This window comes from Pseudoalteromonas espejiana DSM 9414, assembly GCF_002221525.1.
GTDB classification, from domain to species: Bacteria; Pseudomonadota; Gammaproteobacteria; order Enterobacterales; family Alteromonadaceae; genus Pseudoalteromonas; species Pseudoalteromonas espejiana.
This window is the reverse complement of record NZ_CP011028.1, coordinates 735,511-752,654: the sequence shown is the minus strand read 5'-3', so window position 1 is coordinate 752,654 and position 17,144 is coordinate 735,511. Positions and strand designations below refer to the sequence as shown.

10 protein-coding genes, 5 tRNA genes and 1 pseudogene are annotated in these 17,144 nt (G+C 39.4%); 5 read left to right on the top strand and 11 right to left on the bottom strand.

What is annotated here, in order from left to right; genetic code table 11:
* Positions 1–61 precede the first annotated feature (61 nt).
* From PESP_RS03410 to PESP_RS03370, 9 genes are all read right to left on the bottom strand, one after another.
* Positions 62–3,145 carry an efflux RND transporter permease subunit gene (locus PESP_RS03410; RefSeq protein WP_089346774.1) on the bottom strand — a complete coding sequence of 1,028 codons (3,084 nt, stop codon included), beginning with the start codon at positions 3,143–3,145 and terminating at the stop codon, positions 62–64.
* Positions 3,142–4,455, bottom strand: coding sequence for an efflux RND transporter periplasmic adaptor subunit (locus PESP_RS03405; protein WP_089346773.1), 1,314 nt, complete (start codon positions 4,453–4,455; stop codon positions 3,142–3,144). The genes PESP_RS03410 and PESP_RS03405 overlap by 4 nt, the downstream gene beginning before the upstream one ends.
* Complete coding sequence (locus PESP_RS03400; protein ID WP_089346772.1) at positions 4,445–5,860, bottom strand: TolC family protein; 1,416 nt, start codon at positions 5,858–5,860, stop codon at positions 4,445–4,447. Before PESP_RS03400 ends, PESP_RS03405 begins: the two co-directional genes overlap by 11 nt.
* Positions 5,861–6,079: 219 nt before the next feature.
* Positions 6,080–6,712 (bottom strand): putative quinol monooxygenase, encoded by a 633-nt coding sequence (locus PESP_RS03395; protein ID WP_089346771.1) that lies wholly within the window; start codon positions 6,710–6,712, stop codon positions 6,080–6,082.
* Positions 6,713–7,006: 294 nt separating this feature from the next.
* A tRNA-Phe gene (locus PESP_RS03390) sits at positions 7,007–7,082 on the bottom strand.
* A 49-nt stretch (positions 7,083–7,131) separates the two neighbouring features.
* Positions 7,132–7,207: transfer RNA gene (locus tag PESP_RS03385), tRNA-Thr, on the bottom strand.
* A 57-nt stretch (positions 7,208–7,264) separates the two neighbouring features.
* A tRNA-Phe gene (locus PESP_RS03380) sits at positions 7,265–7,340 on the bottom strand.
* Between the two features lie 124 nt (positions 7,341–7,464).
* Positions 7,465–7,540: transfer RNA gene (locus PESP_RS03375), tRNA-Thr, on the bottom strand.
* 52 nt (positions 7,541–7,592) lie between these two features.
* Positions 7,593–7,668, bottom strand: a tRNA-Phe gene (locus PESP_RS03370).
* 338 nt (positions 7,669–8,006) lie between these two features.
* Between PESP_RS03370 and PESP_RS03365 the strand changes: the two genes are divergently transcribed.
* Complete coding sequence (locus PESP_RS03365) at positions 8,007–10,784, top strand: ATP-binding protein (RefSeq protein ID WP_089346770.1); 2,778 nt, start codon at positions 8,007–8,009, stop codon at positions 10,782–10,784.
* A 55-nt stretch (positions 10,785–10,839) separates the two neighbouring features.
* Here PESP_RS03365 and PESP_RS03360 read toward each other — a convergent pair whose 3' ends face one another.
* Positions 10,840–11,112 carry an oxidative damage protection protein gene (locus PESP_RS03360; protein WP_089346769.1) on the bottom strand — a complete coding sequence of 91 codons (273 nt, stop codon included), beginning with the start codon at positions 11,110–11,112 and terminating at the stop codon, positions 10,840–10,842.
* A gap of 33 nt (positions 11,113–11,145) precedes the next feature.
* Positions 11,146–12,207 carry an A/G-specific adenine glycosylase gene (gene mutY, locus PESP_RS03355; protein WP_089346768.1) on the bottom strand — a complete coding sequence of 354 codons (1,062 nt, stop codon included), beginning with the start codon at positions 12,205–12,207 and terminating at the stop codon, positions 11,146–11,148.
* 161 nt (positions 12,208–12,368) lie between these two features.
* Between mutY and trmB the strand changes: the two genes are divergently transcribed.
* The 4 genes and pseudogenes from trmB (at position 12,369) to arcA (ending at position 17,131) form a co-directional block, all read left to right on the top strand.
* On the top strand, positions 12,369–13,094 hold the full coding sequence (gene trmB / locus PESP_RS03350; RefSeq protein ID WP_089346767.1) for a tRNA (guanosine(46)-N7)-methyltransferase TrmB: 726 nt from the start codon (positions 12,369–12,371) through the stop codon (positions 13,092–13,094).
* Positions 13,095–13,139: 45 nt separating this feature from the next.
* Positions 13,140–14,164: pseudogene (locus PESP_RS03345) on the top strand (methyltransferase).
* A gap of 153 nt (positions 14,165–14,317) precedes the next feature.
* Entirely contained in the window at positions 14,318–15,922 is a 1,605-nt protein-coding gene (locus tag PESP_RS03340) for a HAMP domain-containing sensor histidine kinase (protein WP_089346766.1), read from the top strand.
* 492 nt (positions 15,923–16,414) lie between these two features.
* Positions 16,415–17,131: a two-component system response regulator ArcA gene (gene arcA / locus PESP_RS03335; RefSeq protein WP_004587530.1), complete on the top strand. Its 717-nt coding sequence runs from the start codon at positions 16,415–16,417 to the stop codon at positions 17,129–17,131.
* The last annotated feature ends 13 nt before the right edge of the window (positions 17,132–17,144 follow it).

Sequence of the window (17,144 nt, the reverse complement as noted above, 5' to 3'; positions counted from 1 at the left end):
AAAAAAAAGCTGCAATTGATATTAATCAACCACAGCTTAGTCCTAGAACACATTTCGTTATTTATCTAAACCAACTTTGAAAGCGCTCCATAAGCATATAGTTTACTGGCACTAATATAAGTGTAATAAATGTAGCAAACACAATACCAAACCCTAGGCTTACCGCCATTGGAATTAAAAACTGTGCCTGAGTGGCTTTTTCAAATAATAACGGCATTAAACCAATAAAGGTGGTTAAACTTGTGAGCATTACTGGGCGAAAACGTGCAGCCCCTGCAAGTTTTACAGCATCAATAATCTTGCCGCCTTCGCTGCGTTTTTTATTAATAAAGTCGACCAACACAAGTGAATCGTTAACCACTACACCAATAAGTGCCAACATACCAAGTAAGCTCATAATGGTTAAATCCATCCCCATGATCCAGTGCCCTACTACGGCGCCTATCATGCCAAACGGTATTACGCTCATTACAATTAATGGCTGCATGTACGATTTAAGCGGTATAGCTAATAGTGAATAAATAATAAAAAATACAAATAATAATGCCCAAGCCAGTGAACCAAACGACTCCCTTTGCTCTTTAGCTTCACCTTCTAGCTTGTAATCAACACCTGGGTATTGCTGCATTAGTTCATCTAAATACTCAGTTAGGTCGGCTTGCAGCGCGGTCATGTTGGTATTGCTTTTTTCTATGTCGGCGGTCACGTTAAGTGTGCGGTAACGATCTATACGGTTAATTGTAGATGGGCTTTGCCCTGCAATTAATGTAGCTACATGCGAAAGTGGCACCGAACCACCTGTAGGTGTAGTGATCAGTATGTTTTGTAAGTCGGCTACAGAGCGGCGCTCTTCAATAGGTAGGCGTACCATAACACGTACATCGTCACGGCCGCGCTGAATACGCTGTACTTGCGAGCCAAAAAACGAGTTACGTACTTGGTTTGCTACATCTACTCGGTTTAAGCCCAAGGCAAAGCCTTGCTCGGTAAGCTCTATTTGCAGCTCTTCTTTACCATCCGACATGCTATCGGCAATATCAAATACCGTTGGGTACGTGCTTAAACGCGTTTTAACGCTTTCGGCTATTTTTTGTAGTGTATCAAGCGATGTGCCACTTAGCTGCACGTCAATAGGGTCAGAGCTGCGCCCAATTTCGGCTCTAAAGGTTAAGCTTTCGGCCCCTGGAATAATACCAATTAAATCACGCCACTCGCTTACTAACTCGCGCGAGCCAATGTCAGAGTCGCGGCTCTCAGCTGGTGTTATTTCAAAGCGCACACTGCCTGAATTAGACACGCCACCGCGCCCACCTGTAGAGGCTAAAATGTTTAAGATAACGCTTTCGCCGGTGTCTTCATCGCGGTATTTATCTTGTAATAGCTGCGCTTTTTGCGACATATCCATTACATATTTATTGGTAACTTCAAACGGTGTGCCTGTTGGCAAGGTTAATGTAACACGCACGGTTTCGCTTGGAATACGCGGAAAAAACACAAACTTAGTCCAACCGCTGGTGATCATGGTTAAAATAATAAAAAACACGCCAACAAACAAACTCACCGTGGCTAATTTATAACGTAACCCTTTTGATAAAATAGGTTGGTAGTACTTTAAAATAGCGCTTTCAAATCCGTCTGCAAAACGCTGCTGAAGTACTTCAAGCTTTGATGATTTTGTTTTTTGATTACGAAGTTTTATGTATTTTAAATGAGCAGGTAGCACAAACTTAGACTCAATTAACGAGAACAGTAATACCGGAATAACCACCACCGGAATTTGTGCAAATAAAGCTCCGCGTGCACCTTCAATAAACGCTAAAGGTAAAAAGGCAGCCACTGTTGTTAACACGCCAAACGTAACCGGCGTTGCCACTTCTTGCGTGCCTAAAATAGCAGCTTGTTCGCCCGACTCAGCGGTTTTTAGGTGGGTATAAACGTTCTCCCCCGTTACTATGGCATCATCTACAACAATACCCAGCACTAAAATAAAGCCAAATAAGCTCATTATATTAAGGGTGACACCAAAAATAGGCATCGCAATAAATGCGCCCATAAATGAAACAGGAATACCAATAAATACCCAAAAGGCTATAGCTGGGCGTAAAAACAAGGTCAGTAACGCCAGCACCAAAATGCCCCCTTGTAGGGCGCTACTGGTTAACGTTGCAATACGGCTTTTTACTACTTGCGAGTCGTCGTCCCAATAGCTAAGTGCAAAACCTTGAGGTAATGAGCTCTGGTGATCCTCTATGTAGTTTTTTACATCATCTGCTACATCAATCGCGCTTTGTGGGCCGATGCGGTATACATCAATAAAAGCGGCTTGTTTGCCATTAAAGCGTGTACGTACTGGGGTTTCTTCAAAGTCATCGTTAATAATGGCAATATCACCTAAGCGAATAACCGTGCCATCTCTTTGGTTTTTAACCACAATATTGGCAAATTCGTCTTTACGGTAAGCTTGCCCCTTTGAGCTTATAAGTACATCGCCACCTTCGGTTTTTAAATTACCGGCAGATATATCTGAGCTTGATTTAGCCACGGCTGTTGATATTTGCGCCAGGGTCAAATTGTATTGGCGTAAGGTATCTTGGCTTACTTCTATGGCAAGTTCGTAATCGCGTACACCGCTTAGCTCTACTTGCGTTACATTAGGTAGGCGTAAAATGTCATCGCGCACTTGCTCAGCGTATTCTAGGGTTTCTTTTTCCCCGTAATCGCTCGATACAGTAACCGCAATTACTTCTCGCTTGCGCTCTGCTAGTGCCACAATTGGTTTTTCAGCATCGGCCGGAAAAGTGTTTATTGCATCAACTCGGCTTTTTATATCGGCTAATAACTCACGTGGGTCGTACCCACTTTCTACTTCTATCGTTACCGAAGCAGAGCCCTCAGACGAACGGCTAGAAATTTGCTCTATGCCTTCTAAATCTTGAACCGCTTCTTCTATGCGAATGGTCACCCCTTGCTCTACATCTTCAGGGGTTGAGCCACGCAAGGTAACGCTTACGCTGATACGGTCGGTTTCAAACGATGGAAACACTTCAAGCGGAATTTGGCTCGATAAGCTAAACAAACCCGTTAGCAGCAAGGTTATAAGTAATAAGTTAGCCGCTACATGGTTTTTGGTAAACCAAGCAATCATGGCTTATCTCCTTGCGCTGCACGGCGTTTTTTTATTAGCTCTTCAACGCTAATGCCCTGCTCTTTTGCTTTTTGTTCAAGTTGCTCGCGCGAGGGGCGCTTACCTTTGCCTTGTCCATTGCCTTTAGGGCGCATATTTTGCGTTTCTGTTTCGCCTAAAATGCTCACTGCGGTGCCCGAGCTTACTTGCCCAAGCGGTGTAACTACTAATCTATCACCCGGGTTTAGCCCTGTTTTTATCATTGCTTGCGTGGCATTTTGCCATGCAAGTGTAATGTTTTTACGCTTAAGCAAACCATTTTCTACCACGTAAACATAGCTACCTTGGTAAATTGTGCTGTTAGGAATAATTAACGCATTAGGTACCGTTTTACCGCTAATTTGCGCTGTAATGTATTGGCCTATTTTAATTGGATATTGATTATTAGCAGTCGCTTTATAAGGGTCGTTAATTTGCGCCACAATATAAAGTTGCTGTGCGCCTTCATCTATAGCGCCTTCTGTACGGATTATTTGCCCTTGCCAAGTTTGCTCGCCAACTAAGTCTGATTTAAATTTAACCAGTGAGCCGGCTTGATTTTTAGAGCCATCTCTAAATTGTTCTGGCAAACTGATAAACGAAAGATCTTTATTTTTAATTGGTAAGCGAATCTCAACACTGTCGATAGCGTAAATAGTAGCAAGCTCTGTGTTTTCGCTAACTACTTGGCCAAGATCTACATTACGGCTAAGTACACGCCCCGCGTAAGGTGCTGTAATTTTTGTTCGCTCTAAATCAAGCTGTGCTTTTTCAAGTGTTGCTTGCGCCGAAAGCACTTGTGCTTGGGCTGCAGCAAGTTGCGGCTCACGAAGCACTAAGCTGCTCGCTTTTGAAGAGCCCCCTAAACGTTTCCAGTCGGTTATGGCTTGCTGTCCTCGGGCTTTTTCTTCTAATAAGCCTTGCTCGGCACTAAGCAATGCAGCTTGCGCCGATTTAACTTCTGCTTGATGATCTCTGTCGTCTAGCTGAAGCAATACATCGCCTTTTTCAAAAAAGCCACCTTCTCTAAAGTCATCACTTACTTTATTTATTTGCCCCGAGGCTTGCGCTACTAATAAGCTTTGCGTGCGTGGTTTTACTGTGCCGTAGCTATCAATAAAAATTAAGTAGTTTTGCGGTTCTATATTTTTTACCGACACGCTTACCGTTGCTTTAGGTGGCGAGCCAAAACGTTTAGCCTCAGGCGGGTTACCCTTAATAAACATAACAATTAAAATAGTGGCTACTATAACTGCGGCCGGGATTATAATTTTTGCTGATTTAGTTTTCATCGTTATTGCTCTTAAGTTCGCTGGTTGGGGCGTTAAAATCGCCGCCAAGGGCAATGTATAGGTTTATTCGGTTGGCTATTAATTGGTTTTTAATATCAATAAGTGAGTTTTGTGCATCAAACGAGCGCGACTGTGCATCAAGTACTGTTGTGTAAGTAACTAAGCCACTTTGATATTGCTCAAAAGAAAGTTGCTCTGCTGCGAGGGCGTTTTCTTGTGCCTCTAGCGTGCTTTTATAGCTTGCTTGCAAAGATTGTTGCTGTGTAATGGCATTTTCAACATCGGCAAAGGCATCGTAAAGGGTATTTAAATAAGCTTGCTCTTGCTTTTGCGCATTAAGGCGCGCTATTTCTTCGCTCGCTTTTAACTGCCCACCATTAAAAATAGGCGCAGATATACTGCCTAGTAATGACCATGCCAAACTCGAGGGCGAAAACAAATCGCTTACTCTATCGGTGCTATCACTTACACTTGCCGACAAATTTAAGCTAGGAAAACGTTGCTTATGAGCAAAGGCTAAAGCTGCATCACTTGCCAATAACTGATACCAGCTCGCACGTAATTGTGGTTTACGTGTAATTAGCTCTGACGGTATACCTGTATTTATTGGGGCTAAAATTACCGGTAAATCAACATTTGCCGTAATAGCTCCTTTTGGATAGCCACCTAACAAACGCTCTAATGCGCGCGACGCATTGGCAAGTGACGCTTGCTGCGAAGCTATTCGGGTACGTTCGTTATTAAGCTCGTTACGCGCTAAATACACATCGAGTGCTTCGTTAATGCCTTGGCGATAGCCCGACTCAATTATATCTAGGTTTTGCTGTGAGTTTTCTTTTCTGCGCTGGTATAAATCAAGTAATTGCTGAGCAGTAACCACATCAAACCAGCCAGTTACTACATCGGCTACAAGTTGCTGCTTGGCCTGTTCATAAGTGGCTTGTTGGGCTAAATAGTTAAGGTTAGCTTGGCGCTTTGAATCAGACAGTTTACCCCAAACATCCACTTCGTAGCTTACATCTAAACTAACAGAGCTGGCATTGTCATAGCTTACCGGGCGGTTATCTTTGCTACGCCTAGTTTGCGCTGATAAATCGAGGCTCGGCCACAATGCAGAGCCCGATACAATTAATTGCTGTTTTTGAATATCTACATCATAAGCGCTTTGCAATAACAATTGGTTATTTTTAAGCGCTTTGACTACTAGCTCATTAATGTAAGGGTTTTGTAGCGTTTGCAGCCATTGCTGCTCTACTGCAAGTGCATTTTTTGCTGCGTCATGTTGCCATGCTGTTGCTATATCGCTTGGTGTTTGTTGGCGTTGCTGAGGGTTTAAATTACCCGCACAACCACCAAGCAACACTAAGCTGAGCGCCAATAAAGTTGGCTTATGTTGCCAAATCATAATTAACCTGAATTACTGCCATTTATGAATGTAATTCAAGCACTTTGGCAAATTTTGCTCAACTTACTTTACATAACATTACATACGTTGCGATGAATTAACATAATAGCCAGTTATTAGGAAAATACAGAATAAAACTGAAGGGATAATCAAAAGAGCAAATAGCGCGCTAAACACTATTTGCTATATGATAATTAAATTTTAAGCCAAATTAGTGTATTAAATTTCGCTAACAAAGCTCATGTACTGTTTCATATCGCCAATTACAGCTTGCTCTAGTAATTCGCCTGTTTCAATTGAGTACGGCTGATTAAAATGAATGTCCCAAAGATCAGATTCGCTGCGCCAGTGCTCGTACACTACAAGTGTATCGTCGTTGTTTTCGATGCTGTACAAATCAAAAACTAAGTTACCCGGCTCTTGGCTGCGGGTTTGCTCTACTTGCGTTGCAAAACGCTCTATTACTTTATTTTTAAAGCTTGGCTTAATTTTAAAAATAAAGAATAAAATAAATACGTCATCTTCAGGGTTAATTACTTTGGGGTTACTTTCGTGAAGTGGTGCTGGCGCGGTATTTTCAAGCAGCATTACCTCAGGCGCAGATTGGCTATACTCGGGCAACACGTTTAATAACGTTTGTGTGTAATCTTGTGCGCCGTGGTAATCAACCGCATTTTGATCTTCAAATCGCTCATAGGCAAAAAATACTCCAGGAGCATTTTTGTCTTGGTATAAGCGCATTTCTAACAGGCCTGGCTCAGCCTTAGCACCTTGCTTATCTACTTCTAAAAGGGCTTTAAATTGCGCGATGTGCTCATCTTTAATATAAAACTTAACAATTTGCGTGATCATAATTAGCTCCAGCTTTAAATGGCTTGCACCAATTCGCTTAATTAAGCGATCTATTTTGCGGATTGGTATTATTTAGGCTAAAAGTGCCCAGCACTTTATTACTTAAATCAATCATATTGATGAGTGAGTAAATGGAGTGAGTAATAACAGCACCTAACCTTTGATGGGGTAATTATGCGTATGCAAACAATGAAGAAAAAGAGAGGATAAGCCCAATTAATATGGACGTTTTAGTCCATAATAAATTTTAAGCAAAAAAAAGCCCTGCATGTGTATGCAGGGCTTTAATATAAATGGTGCCTCGACCCGGAATCGAACCAGGGACACGAGGATTTTCAATCCTCTGCTCTACCAACTGAGCTATCGAGGCACTTAAATAGTGCAATTAAATGTTTTTACAAGCATTTAATTTAAATAAATGGTGCCGACTAACCGAGTCGAACGGTTGACCTACTGATTACAAGTCAGTTGCTCTACCAGCTGAGCTAAGTCGGCACACTAAAGCGTGTGCTAAGGCACTTTCAATTTTAAAGATTGAGAACTTAAAGTAAATGGTGCCTCGACCCGGAATCGAACCAGGGACACGAGGATTTTCAATCCTCTGCTCTACCAACTGAGCTATCGAGGCACATAAACTGTGCAATTAAATATTTAAAACATTTAATTTGAATAAATGGTGCCGACTAACCGAGTCGACGGGTAACTTGAACAGACTACTGATTACAGTTTCCTTTTCAAATTACTAAAATAAATGGTGCCGACTAACCGAGTCGAACGGTTGACCTACTGATTACAAGTCAGTTGCTCTACCAGCTGAGCTAAGTCGGCACACTAAAGCGTGTGCTAAGGCACGTTCAATTTTAAAGATTGAGAACTTAAATGGTGCCTCGACCCGGAATCGAACCAGGGACACGAGGATTTTCAATCCTCTGCTCTACCAACTGAGCTATCGAGGCACTTTAACAGTGCTATTTAAAAATCCTTAAGGACTTTTAATGCAATTCCCACTCAACGTTATCGACTGAGCTATCTGGGCGTGCGGCGTATTAAACGAGTTTTGCCCTTACAAGTCAACTTTTTTTTTACTCTTTATAACTGTTTGAACGGTTTTCAAACAACAAAGCTTATTTTTATATACTAATGTATATTTATCCTACAAAAATAAGAGGAAACCCTCAATATAATCAATTAAACCAGACTAAAAACGTAGTGAATTATTTTACGTAAATGATACGATTAACATGAAAATACGATAAGGGCTTATCGTAATAACAAATACCAATGGGAACAATCAATGCAGAGTAAATTCTCTTCGCCGGTTAAAGGCTTACTGCCACTTTTTTTAATAATTAATATTGCAGTAACAGCGCTTGCTATTGTTGCCTTCGCATTTTATTCGCAAAACAATACACCTACCCAAGCTCCTAAACAAAAAGTAAGTATTACTAAGCTTGCTCAACAATTAGATTTACCTATGGTTGATGCTCTTACTATGTACGGACAAGGTAAGGTACGCCAACTTCTTGAACTCACTTACCTATTAGACGATGAATTTCAATATACGCTCTATCGATTTAATGCAACTTCGCAAACACAGCTTGTATATAGCAGCACCAAGCCAGCTATTGATTCAAAAAAGATAAATGAGCATTTAACAGAGCAAGGCGTATTACACCATGTTCTGCTTTTAAACGATCAACCTATTGGCGAACTTATAATTAAACAAAAGTTACCTGAAACACCTTTAACCCAGCAAGACTCACAGGTAATTGCTTATATTATTGCGATTGTAAGCGTGTTTTCTTTATTTGTTTTAGCGCTACTATTTAATACTTATATAAATACGCGTTTACGTAAAAGTAGCAATACGTTAAATGAAGAGCTTCATGCAATAACTGAAAACGCTAATTATAAAAGTAAGGTAAATGAGCAACTAGACCTAGGATTAAGCACGGTTGCCCAAAATATTAACTTACTACTTGATAAGGTTGACTCTGCACTAACTGAAAACGAAGCCACACAAAAGGAGCTTCAAAAACTACAAACAGGCCTAGAAAGCGAAGTACAACAAAGAACCATTGCACTTGAACAAGCTACATTAAAAGCTCAGCGCGCTAGCGAAACAAAAACCACCTTTTTAGCGACCATGAGTCACGAAATTCGCACTCCTATGAATGGCGTAATTGGTACCATTGATTTACTACGTCAAACAGACCTTGATGGCGCGCAACATCGCTTAAGCACGATTATTCGCGAATCAGCATTTTCATTATTAAGTATTTTGGATGATATTTTAGACTTTTCAAAAATTGAAGCGGGTAAGTTAAATATTGACCCGACTCCGTTTTCGGTCACCGATACTATTGAAGAAGTTGCACGTGTACTTTCATCAGTTGCCAAAAAACGCCAACTTGATTTAGAGCTTTCTATTGCCCCTGATATTCCTACTAACCTAACCGGCGATACAATAAGAGTTAGGCAGGTATTATATAACCTGTGTAGTAACGCAATTAAATTCACTAGCACCGACGATAAACGCCAAGGGCATGTAAAAATATCAGTAGAGGTTGCCCATAACACGGCCGATCACTTTACGCTGCGTTTTTGTGTTACTGATAACGGTAAAGGCATGACTCAAACCCAACTGCGTGAAATATTTAATCCGTTTATACAAGCCGAAAACTCGATTACGCGCGAATACGGTGGCACGGGCTTAGGGCTTTCTATTTGTAAAAGTTTAACTGAGTTGATGCTAGGTACTATTCATGTAACTAGCCACGCAGGAATTGGCAGTGAGTTTACGGTTGAACTACCTTTTGGTACTTCAGGTAAAATTAAATACGCTCACAAAAACGCGCTTAAAGGTAAGCATGTTGTTGTGGTAAGCAACCATGTAGAGCGTGAAAAAGTAATGTACCGCTATTTATCGTTCATGGGGGCTAAAATCACCTATGTACATAATCAACAAGAAATAGAAGAACAACAAGAAAACCACGATGTTATATGGGTAGTAGATGGCATAGACGACATGGAAAGAGTTAACTCTTTATTACGTCGCCTAATTTATTCACTTGAAGATAACAATCAACAAGTGGTGGTATTAAGCAAACTTGATGAAGCTGCTATTAATCATAAAGATGTTTTTTACATTAATGCTTCGCCACTGTGTAAATCTAATTTTATGATGTCTTTGTTAGTTGCTGCAGGCTTACATCAACCTAAGCAAATCAAAAAAACTAAAACATTAAATAATTACTTAAACGTAGAACAAGCGCGTGATGCTAATAAGCTCATTTTATTAGTAGAAGATAACCTATTAAATCAGCAAGTTTTAACCGACCAGCTGCATATTTTAGGCTACGGCGTTGAAGTTGCCAATAATGGTGAAGAAGGTTTAGATATGTGGCGTAAAAATAATTACTCACTCATATTAACCGATTTACACATGCCTAAAATGTCAGGCTACGATATGGTTGAAAAAATTCGTGATGAAGCTGAGTTATTAGACGCAATTGATGCTCAGCCATATATTATTGCGGTGACTGCTAATGCATTAAAAGGTGAAAAAGAGCGTTGCCTTGCCGTAGGTATTAATGACTTTATTACTAAGCCGATAGAGCTCAATGCCCTAGAGGACACTTTAAAGCGCTGGTTTGATAAACATAACCAAGACCAAACCGTTATCATTCATCAAAAGCCTGCAATGCCAATAAATATGGAAGCAGTGTCTAAGTACGTTAATGGCGATGAAGCAAAGCAATTGCGCTTTTTCAAAATGTTTTTAGAGCAAAGCCAAAGTTTAATTAAAAGTATTAACTCTGGTGTAATGGTTAACGACAGAGATGAAATAAGCGATGCATGTCATCAACTTAAATCTATTTCTAAAACCATTGGCGCAGAGGCAGTGGCTGAATGCGCCGCTATATTTGAAGAAAAGTGTAAAAACACTGAGCTAGATACTGATGAGTTAATAGCGCAAAGAGATGCACTTGAAATTGAATACTCTAAAGCTGCACAGTTTTTAAAAGAGCAAGTTCGCTCAGCCAAAACTGATGAATATGAAAATAGTTAATAAAAGTATAGATACAAAAAAAGGGCTAATTAGCCCTTTTTTTGTATCTATAGTTCTACTTTTCTGGCGGTCGGTAGCCTTCAATTTCAACGTCTTTGTTTTCAAACAAAAAGCCAACCATTTGCTCTTCTAAAAATGTACGGTGCTCTGGGTCCATCATATTTAGGTGCTTTTCGTTAATAAGCATTGTTTGCTTATGTTGCCACTGGCCCCATGCTTCTTTAGAGATATTATTAAAAATTTTCTCGCCTAGTTCACCCGGGTATAACTGAAAACCAAGCCCTTCGGCTTCTTTTTGTAACTTTTGACAAAATACTGTACGTGCCATAATTGACTCTCTTAAGCGCTAAATGCTAATAGTTTAACCTATTGGGCTCATTTGTTTAACCAACTTTTTAGTTGGTGCGGCTAAACCAACCTCAATTGATTGATCAAGCGGATACCATACAAGTTGCTTATCATTAACTACATCTGGAATTTGCTGAACGTTGAGTACGTGCGGGTTTATTGTCAGCTCAAAATGCGAAAACACGTGGGCAAATGGCTCTAACACATTAAGTTCGCCCTCAAGCCCTTGCTGCGCTAAAAACACTTCAAGCTCGCTGTATTCGTTAAACTCAAAAAAGCCAAATAAGCCGCCCCAAATACCACTACTTGGGCGTTTTTCCATTAAAACACTGTTATCGTGCTGAATAATTAACTGGTGGCAACTTTTTTTGGGTACTGCTTTTTTAGGCTTAGAGTGAGGAAACTCTTTTACTTTGCCTGCATTATACGCCCCACAACCAGTATTAAGCGGGCACGCTTGGCAGTCAAAACGACTGCGCGAGCAAACACTTGCGCCCAAATCCATCATTGCTTGGTTAAATTCGGTTACATTATTTTTAGGGGTTAACTGGTTAGATAAATGCCATAGTTGGTTTTCTACTTTTTTAACGCCATACCAACCTTCAACCATAAAATAGCGCGCCAAAACACGCTTTACATTACCATCGAGTATTGGATGATGCTGCCCAAGTGAAAGCGATAATACAGCGCCCGCGGTAGAGCGCCCTATTCCAGGTAAATCCATAACTTCCTCAAGGGTAGTTGGAAACTCACCTTGGTATTTATCTCGCACTATTTTAGCTGTTTTGTGTAAATTACGTGCCCGTGCGTAATAACCTAAGCCCGTCCAATGATGCAGTACTACATCTTCATCTGCATCTGCTAAAGCAATAATATCAGGAAAGCTTGCCATAAATTTTTCAAAGTATGGAATAACCGTTATAACTTGTGTTTGCTGAAGCATTACTTCAGAAACCCACACTTTATATGGTGTTTTACCTAACTGCCAAGGCAGTGTTTTTCGCCCATGAAGGTGATACCACTTCACCACTTGGCTGGCAAATTTGTCTGACTGCTGCTTATTTAAATCCAACATATAATACTTTTACTCATGCTCAATGGCGGCTCAGTCTATTGCAGTTAGTAAAAAGATCAAGCTATGTAGGCTGTATAATACGCTAATACTTGTGATTAGCCGCTTGGTCAGGGATAATACGCAACCATTTTTTAAACACATTGTTTTGTCAGGCCAATAATATGAGTGAATCAAGTAACAACAACCTTGAGCAAGCTAAGCAAGAAGGTAAGTACATCCGCACAATTCGCAGTTTTGTAAAGCGCGAAGGCCGATTAACTAAAGGCCAAGCTGCCGCTATCGAAAAATGCTGGCCAACCATGGGGCTTGAACATAAAAATGGCCTACTTGATTTAACGCAAGTATTTGGTAACGACAACGATGTAGTACTCGAAATTGGTTTTGGTATGGGTAAGTCATTAGTTGAAATGGCTAAAAACGCTCCGCATCTTAACTTTATTGGTATTGAAGTACACCGCCCAGGTGTTGGCGCATGTTTAATGGATGCCGATGAAGCTGGCGTAACTAATTTACGTGTATTTGAGCACGACGCAGTAGAAGTATTGGCTGATTGCTTAAGTGATGAAAGTTTAACTACATTGCAATTATTCTTCCCTGATCCTTGGCATAAAAAGCGCCACCATAAACGCCGTATAGTACAAACTGAATTTGCTGAAAAACTACGCTCAAAACTAAAAATTGGCGGCGTTTTTCATATGGCTACAGACTGGGAAAACTACGCTGAGCATATGTTAGAAGTTATGCAAGCTGCTCCGGGTTATAAAAACCAATCAGAGACTAACGATTACGTGCCTCGCCCTGATTTACGCCCACTCACTAAGTTTGAACAACGCGGCCACCGTTTAGGCCACGGCGTTTGGGATTTAATGTTTGAGCGTACTAAGTAATTATACTTTTTTATTAATTTAACACACTGTAAGGCAAAGCCATTTATGAGCGTATTAACCAACCCAAGTTTACTGTTACTTCGAAATAGTGAAGAGTTAACGGGTAAATCAATCTTGGTGGTCAACTTTGTTCAAGATGGCTTTTTAGCCGAACTAAAACAGTTAAATCCGCAAAGTAGTATTACAGCCTTTAGCTATAACCACGCTAATGGTGAATTTGCTAAAAACATTAGCGGAATCAATGTATGTATTAGCCATGAAATTGCTGCTAATAGTTACGATTTAGTTATTCTTTATTATCCTAAATCAAAGCCTGAAGTATTAATGGCGCTTGATAACATTCGCGCTGTAATTAGCGAAGATGCACAATTACTTGTTGTTGGTGAAAACAAAAGCGGTGTTAAATCAATTGAAAAACAATTGGCTGACAAAGCGCAATACAGCAATAAAATAGACTCAGCTAAACACTGCATTTTATACTCGTTTGAACAGCTACAAGCTAACCCACCTTTTGAGATTAGCCACTACCATAAAACATTTACTGTAAATGTTGCTGATGTTGAATTTAATGCAGTGAGTATCCCTGGTGTATTTAACCATGGCGCATTAGATGCTGGTACTAAAATGCTTTTAGAAAACGCACCATCCACCAAGCAAGGCAACGTACTTGATTTTGGTTGTGGCGCAGGGCTTATAGCCACCTTTTTAGGCATTAAAAACCCAGCACTTAACTTTACTTGTAGTGATGTAAGCGCTCTTGCTACTTATGCTACAGAGCAAACACTAAAGCTTAATAATATTAAAGGCAGCACAGTGTTAAGTGATGGCTTAAAAAATATTACCGGAAAGTTTGATTTAATAGTGAGTAACCCGCCGTTTCATACGGGCATAGCAACTGACTACACTATTGCCGAAGGTTTTTTGTCTAATGCTAAGCAACATTTAACTAAAGCCGGTAAGTGAGCATAGTCGCCAACAGTTTTTTAAAATACCCGCCAATATTAGAAGCCCAATTTGGCAGTTTTCACACTGTATTTAAAAATAATAAGTTTGCCGTTTACAGTAGCTAAGCAAATATAGCATTTAGGTTGGGTATTTTATGAACCCAGCCTAACTTTCGAATAAATATCAGAATTAATTTCACAATTTCCCTTCACTTTCTACGGTTTTTGCTAAACTAGAGTTCTAAATACAATTAATCATACTTAGGCGACATTGCAATAATGCCAAAAAAAGTACATCAAAATAGCATTCGAAAAGCGCTGATCAATACCATCATGCTTATTACTGCTATTTGTTTATCTTTATCGGTTTCAATTTCTACCTACTTAAGTGTGAAAGAACAAAAACAACTGATCATTAATAAATTAGTGATCCTCTCCGACATAGTCGCTTTTGATGCCGCTGACTCGTTAATTAAAGACGACAGAAAAACCGAAGAAAAACGCTTAAAGTCTTTTGAAAAAATTCCTATTGTTAAAAACATACATATTTATGCGATAGAAAAAACCTCAAGTAAGCCAGTGTTCTTTTTAAGTTTTAATGCTAAAAAAACACCGCCTGTGCCGCTGCGTGTAGATAGCATAAACGAGCTTAAAAAGCCCAGAGTGACCAACAACTATATAGAGCTAATTACACCAGTAACTAGTAGCGAAAGCATTGTGGGCTATGTATACATGCGCGGAAGCCTAGAAAGCCTTGATCAATTTATAAAAGAAAAAATATTAATTGATGTGCTACTAACCTTACTTATTTTATTTTTTGTGTACTTTATTGCCATTAAAACGCAAAAAAGCATTGCTAACCCCATAGAGCATTTAAGTGTGCTGTTGCAAGATGTATCAAAAAACCATAACTACGATGTACGAGCTCCAGCTACAAAAGTTAAAGAGGTTACTGCGTTATCTAACAGCTTAAACATCATGCTTACTCGTACTCAAAAACAGTTAGAGCGTCACGAAAAAGACAAGCAAGAAATTAAACAGCTAAACCAAAGCCTTGAAGAAAAAGTAAGCCAACGCACTATTGCTCTACGTGAAGCAAATCAAGAGTTATTATCGACCCTTGAGCGCATGCATCAATATCAAGAGCAAATTGTAGAGAACGAAAAAATGGCATCGCTTGGACAAATGGTAGCTGGTGTTGCTCATGAAGTTAACACTCCTATTGGCTTAGGTATTACTGGCTCAACACTACTACGCGATAAACTGGCCGATATTCAGCTAAATTTTGATAATAAATCACTTACGTCTAATCAGTTAAAGCGCTTTATTGACGAAGGTATAGAAAACCTAGACCTAATTTATCGAAACTTAAACCGTGCGGCAGATCTTATATCTAACTTTAAAAAGGTGGCGGTAATACAAGATGACGGCGTTAAGACTCATGTAAATATTCATAAATTAATTTCTGATGTGTTAATTTCGATTCAATCAGAGTTACTTAAAACCAAACCTACCGTTGTTATTAACTGCGCCACTGACTTAACTATCGAAAGTAAGTCAGAGCCTTTGCAGCAAATATTTCAGCAACTTATTTTAAACTCAGCAATTCATGGCTTTGCAACAAGCGAAAACAACGAGATTCAATTCAATGTAGAGCAAAACGGCCCTCAAGTTAAAATTGAGTACTGTGACAACGGCCAAGGTGTAGACAAAAATATTAAAAATAGAATTTTTGACCCCTTTGTTACTTCAAAGCGCGGGCAAGGAGCAAGTGGCTTAGGCATGCACTTAGTATACAACTTGGTTACACAGGCATTAGGCGGGCATATATTATATGACGTAGATGCTAAATCGGGTACTCGCTTCGTTATTACAATTCCATAAATAAATATCATTAAAAATACGATTTATTTAAGCTTTTTACTTGAATTACCATTTAATGACCTTATAGAGAGAGCATGTGATATTTCATGTTTAATTATTTAACTTGATCTAATAATTAAACGATACAATTTATGAACTTTATTGCTTTTGCAGTATCACATACATTGATGAAAGGTTATAAAATGATATAATTCCGTTTTGAATTTGTGCGATTATTTTTAGTACCTTTAAGTGATTGGTGGGTGTATCAATTCATAAAGGAAAATGGCTTCGTTTTCATGATTCAAAAAGCTACATCCGTTATATATCATTAAACAGTAGTTTTTGCACAATGCCTTTTGGTTAGTTTGGAACACCCCTACTGTTTTATTTTTATCCAACTTGTTTTTTCTTGTTAACATTTGGGTATAATCCTATAATCTCTAGTAATCGGATTATTTAGTTAAATTCCGATTTTTTGTAAATAAAATATTCCAAAAAGGTTAATTAATAATGCAAACGCCAGTCATTCTGATCGTAGAGGATGAAGACGTAACTCGACTAAACCTCGTTAGTTTATTTGAAGCTGAAGGTTACAAAGTTATTGAAGCCATTGATGGCGATGATATGCATGACAAGCTTACAAATAATGATGACGTCAATCTTGTAGTTATGGACATCAATCTTCCGGGTAAAAACGGGCTAATTTTAGCGCGTGAATTACGCCAAAAACGTAAAGTCGGTTTAATTTTCTTAACCGGCCGTGATAACGATGTAGACCGTATTTTAGGTTTAGAAATTGGTGCTGATGATTATATCACTAAGCCTTTTAATCCTCGTGAATTGACTATACGCGCTCGCAACTTAATTACTCGTACTGCGCTAGGTGGTGAAGAGTCTGTACTTGAAACCAACGGTGTAATTACTTTTAATGGTTGGGAATTGGACGAGAACAGTCGTTGTCTAACTTCGCCAAATGGCGATGCTAAGCGTTTACCAAAAGGTGAATACCGCGCTCTTCGTTTAATGCTTGATTCACCAGGGCGTATTTTTAGCCGTGAGCAACTAATTAAGCATATGACAGGCCGTGAGCTACGCGCTAATGACCGAACTGTAGATGTTACTATTCGTCGTATTCGTAAGCATTTTGAAAGCGACAACTCTACTTCAGAGCTAATCAGCACCATTCATGGTGAAGGTTACCGCTTTATCGGTAAAATTGACGCTTAATTAGAGTAAACTT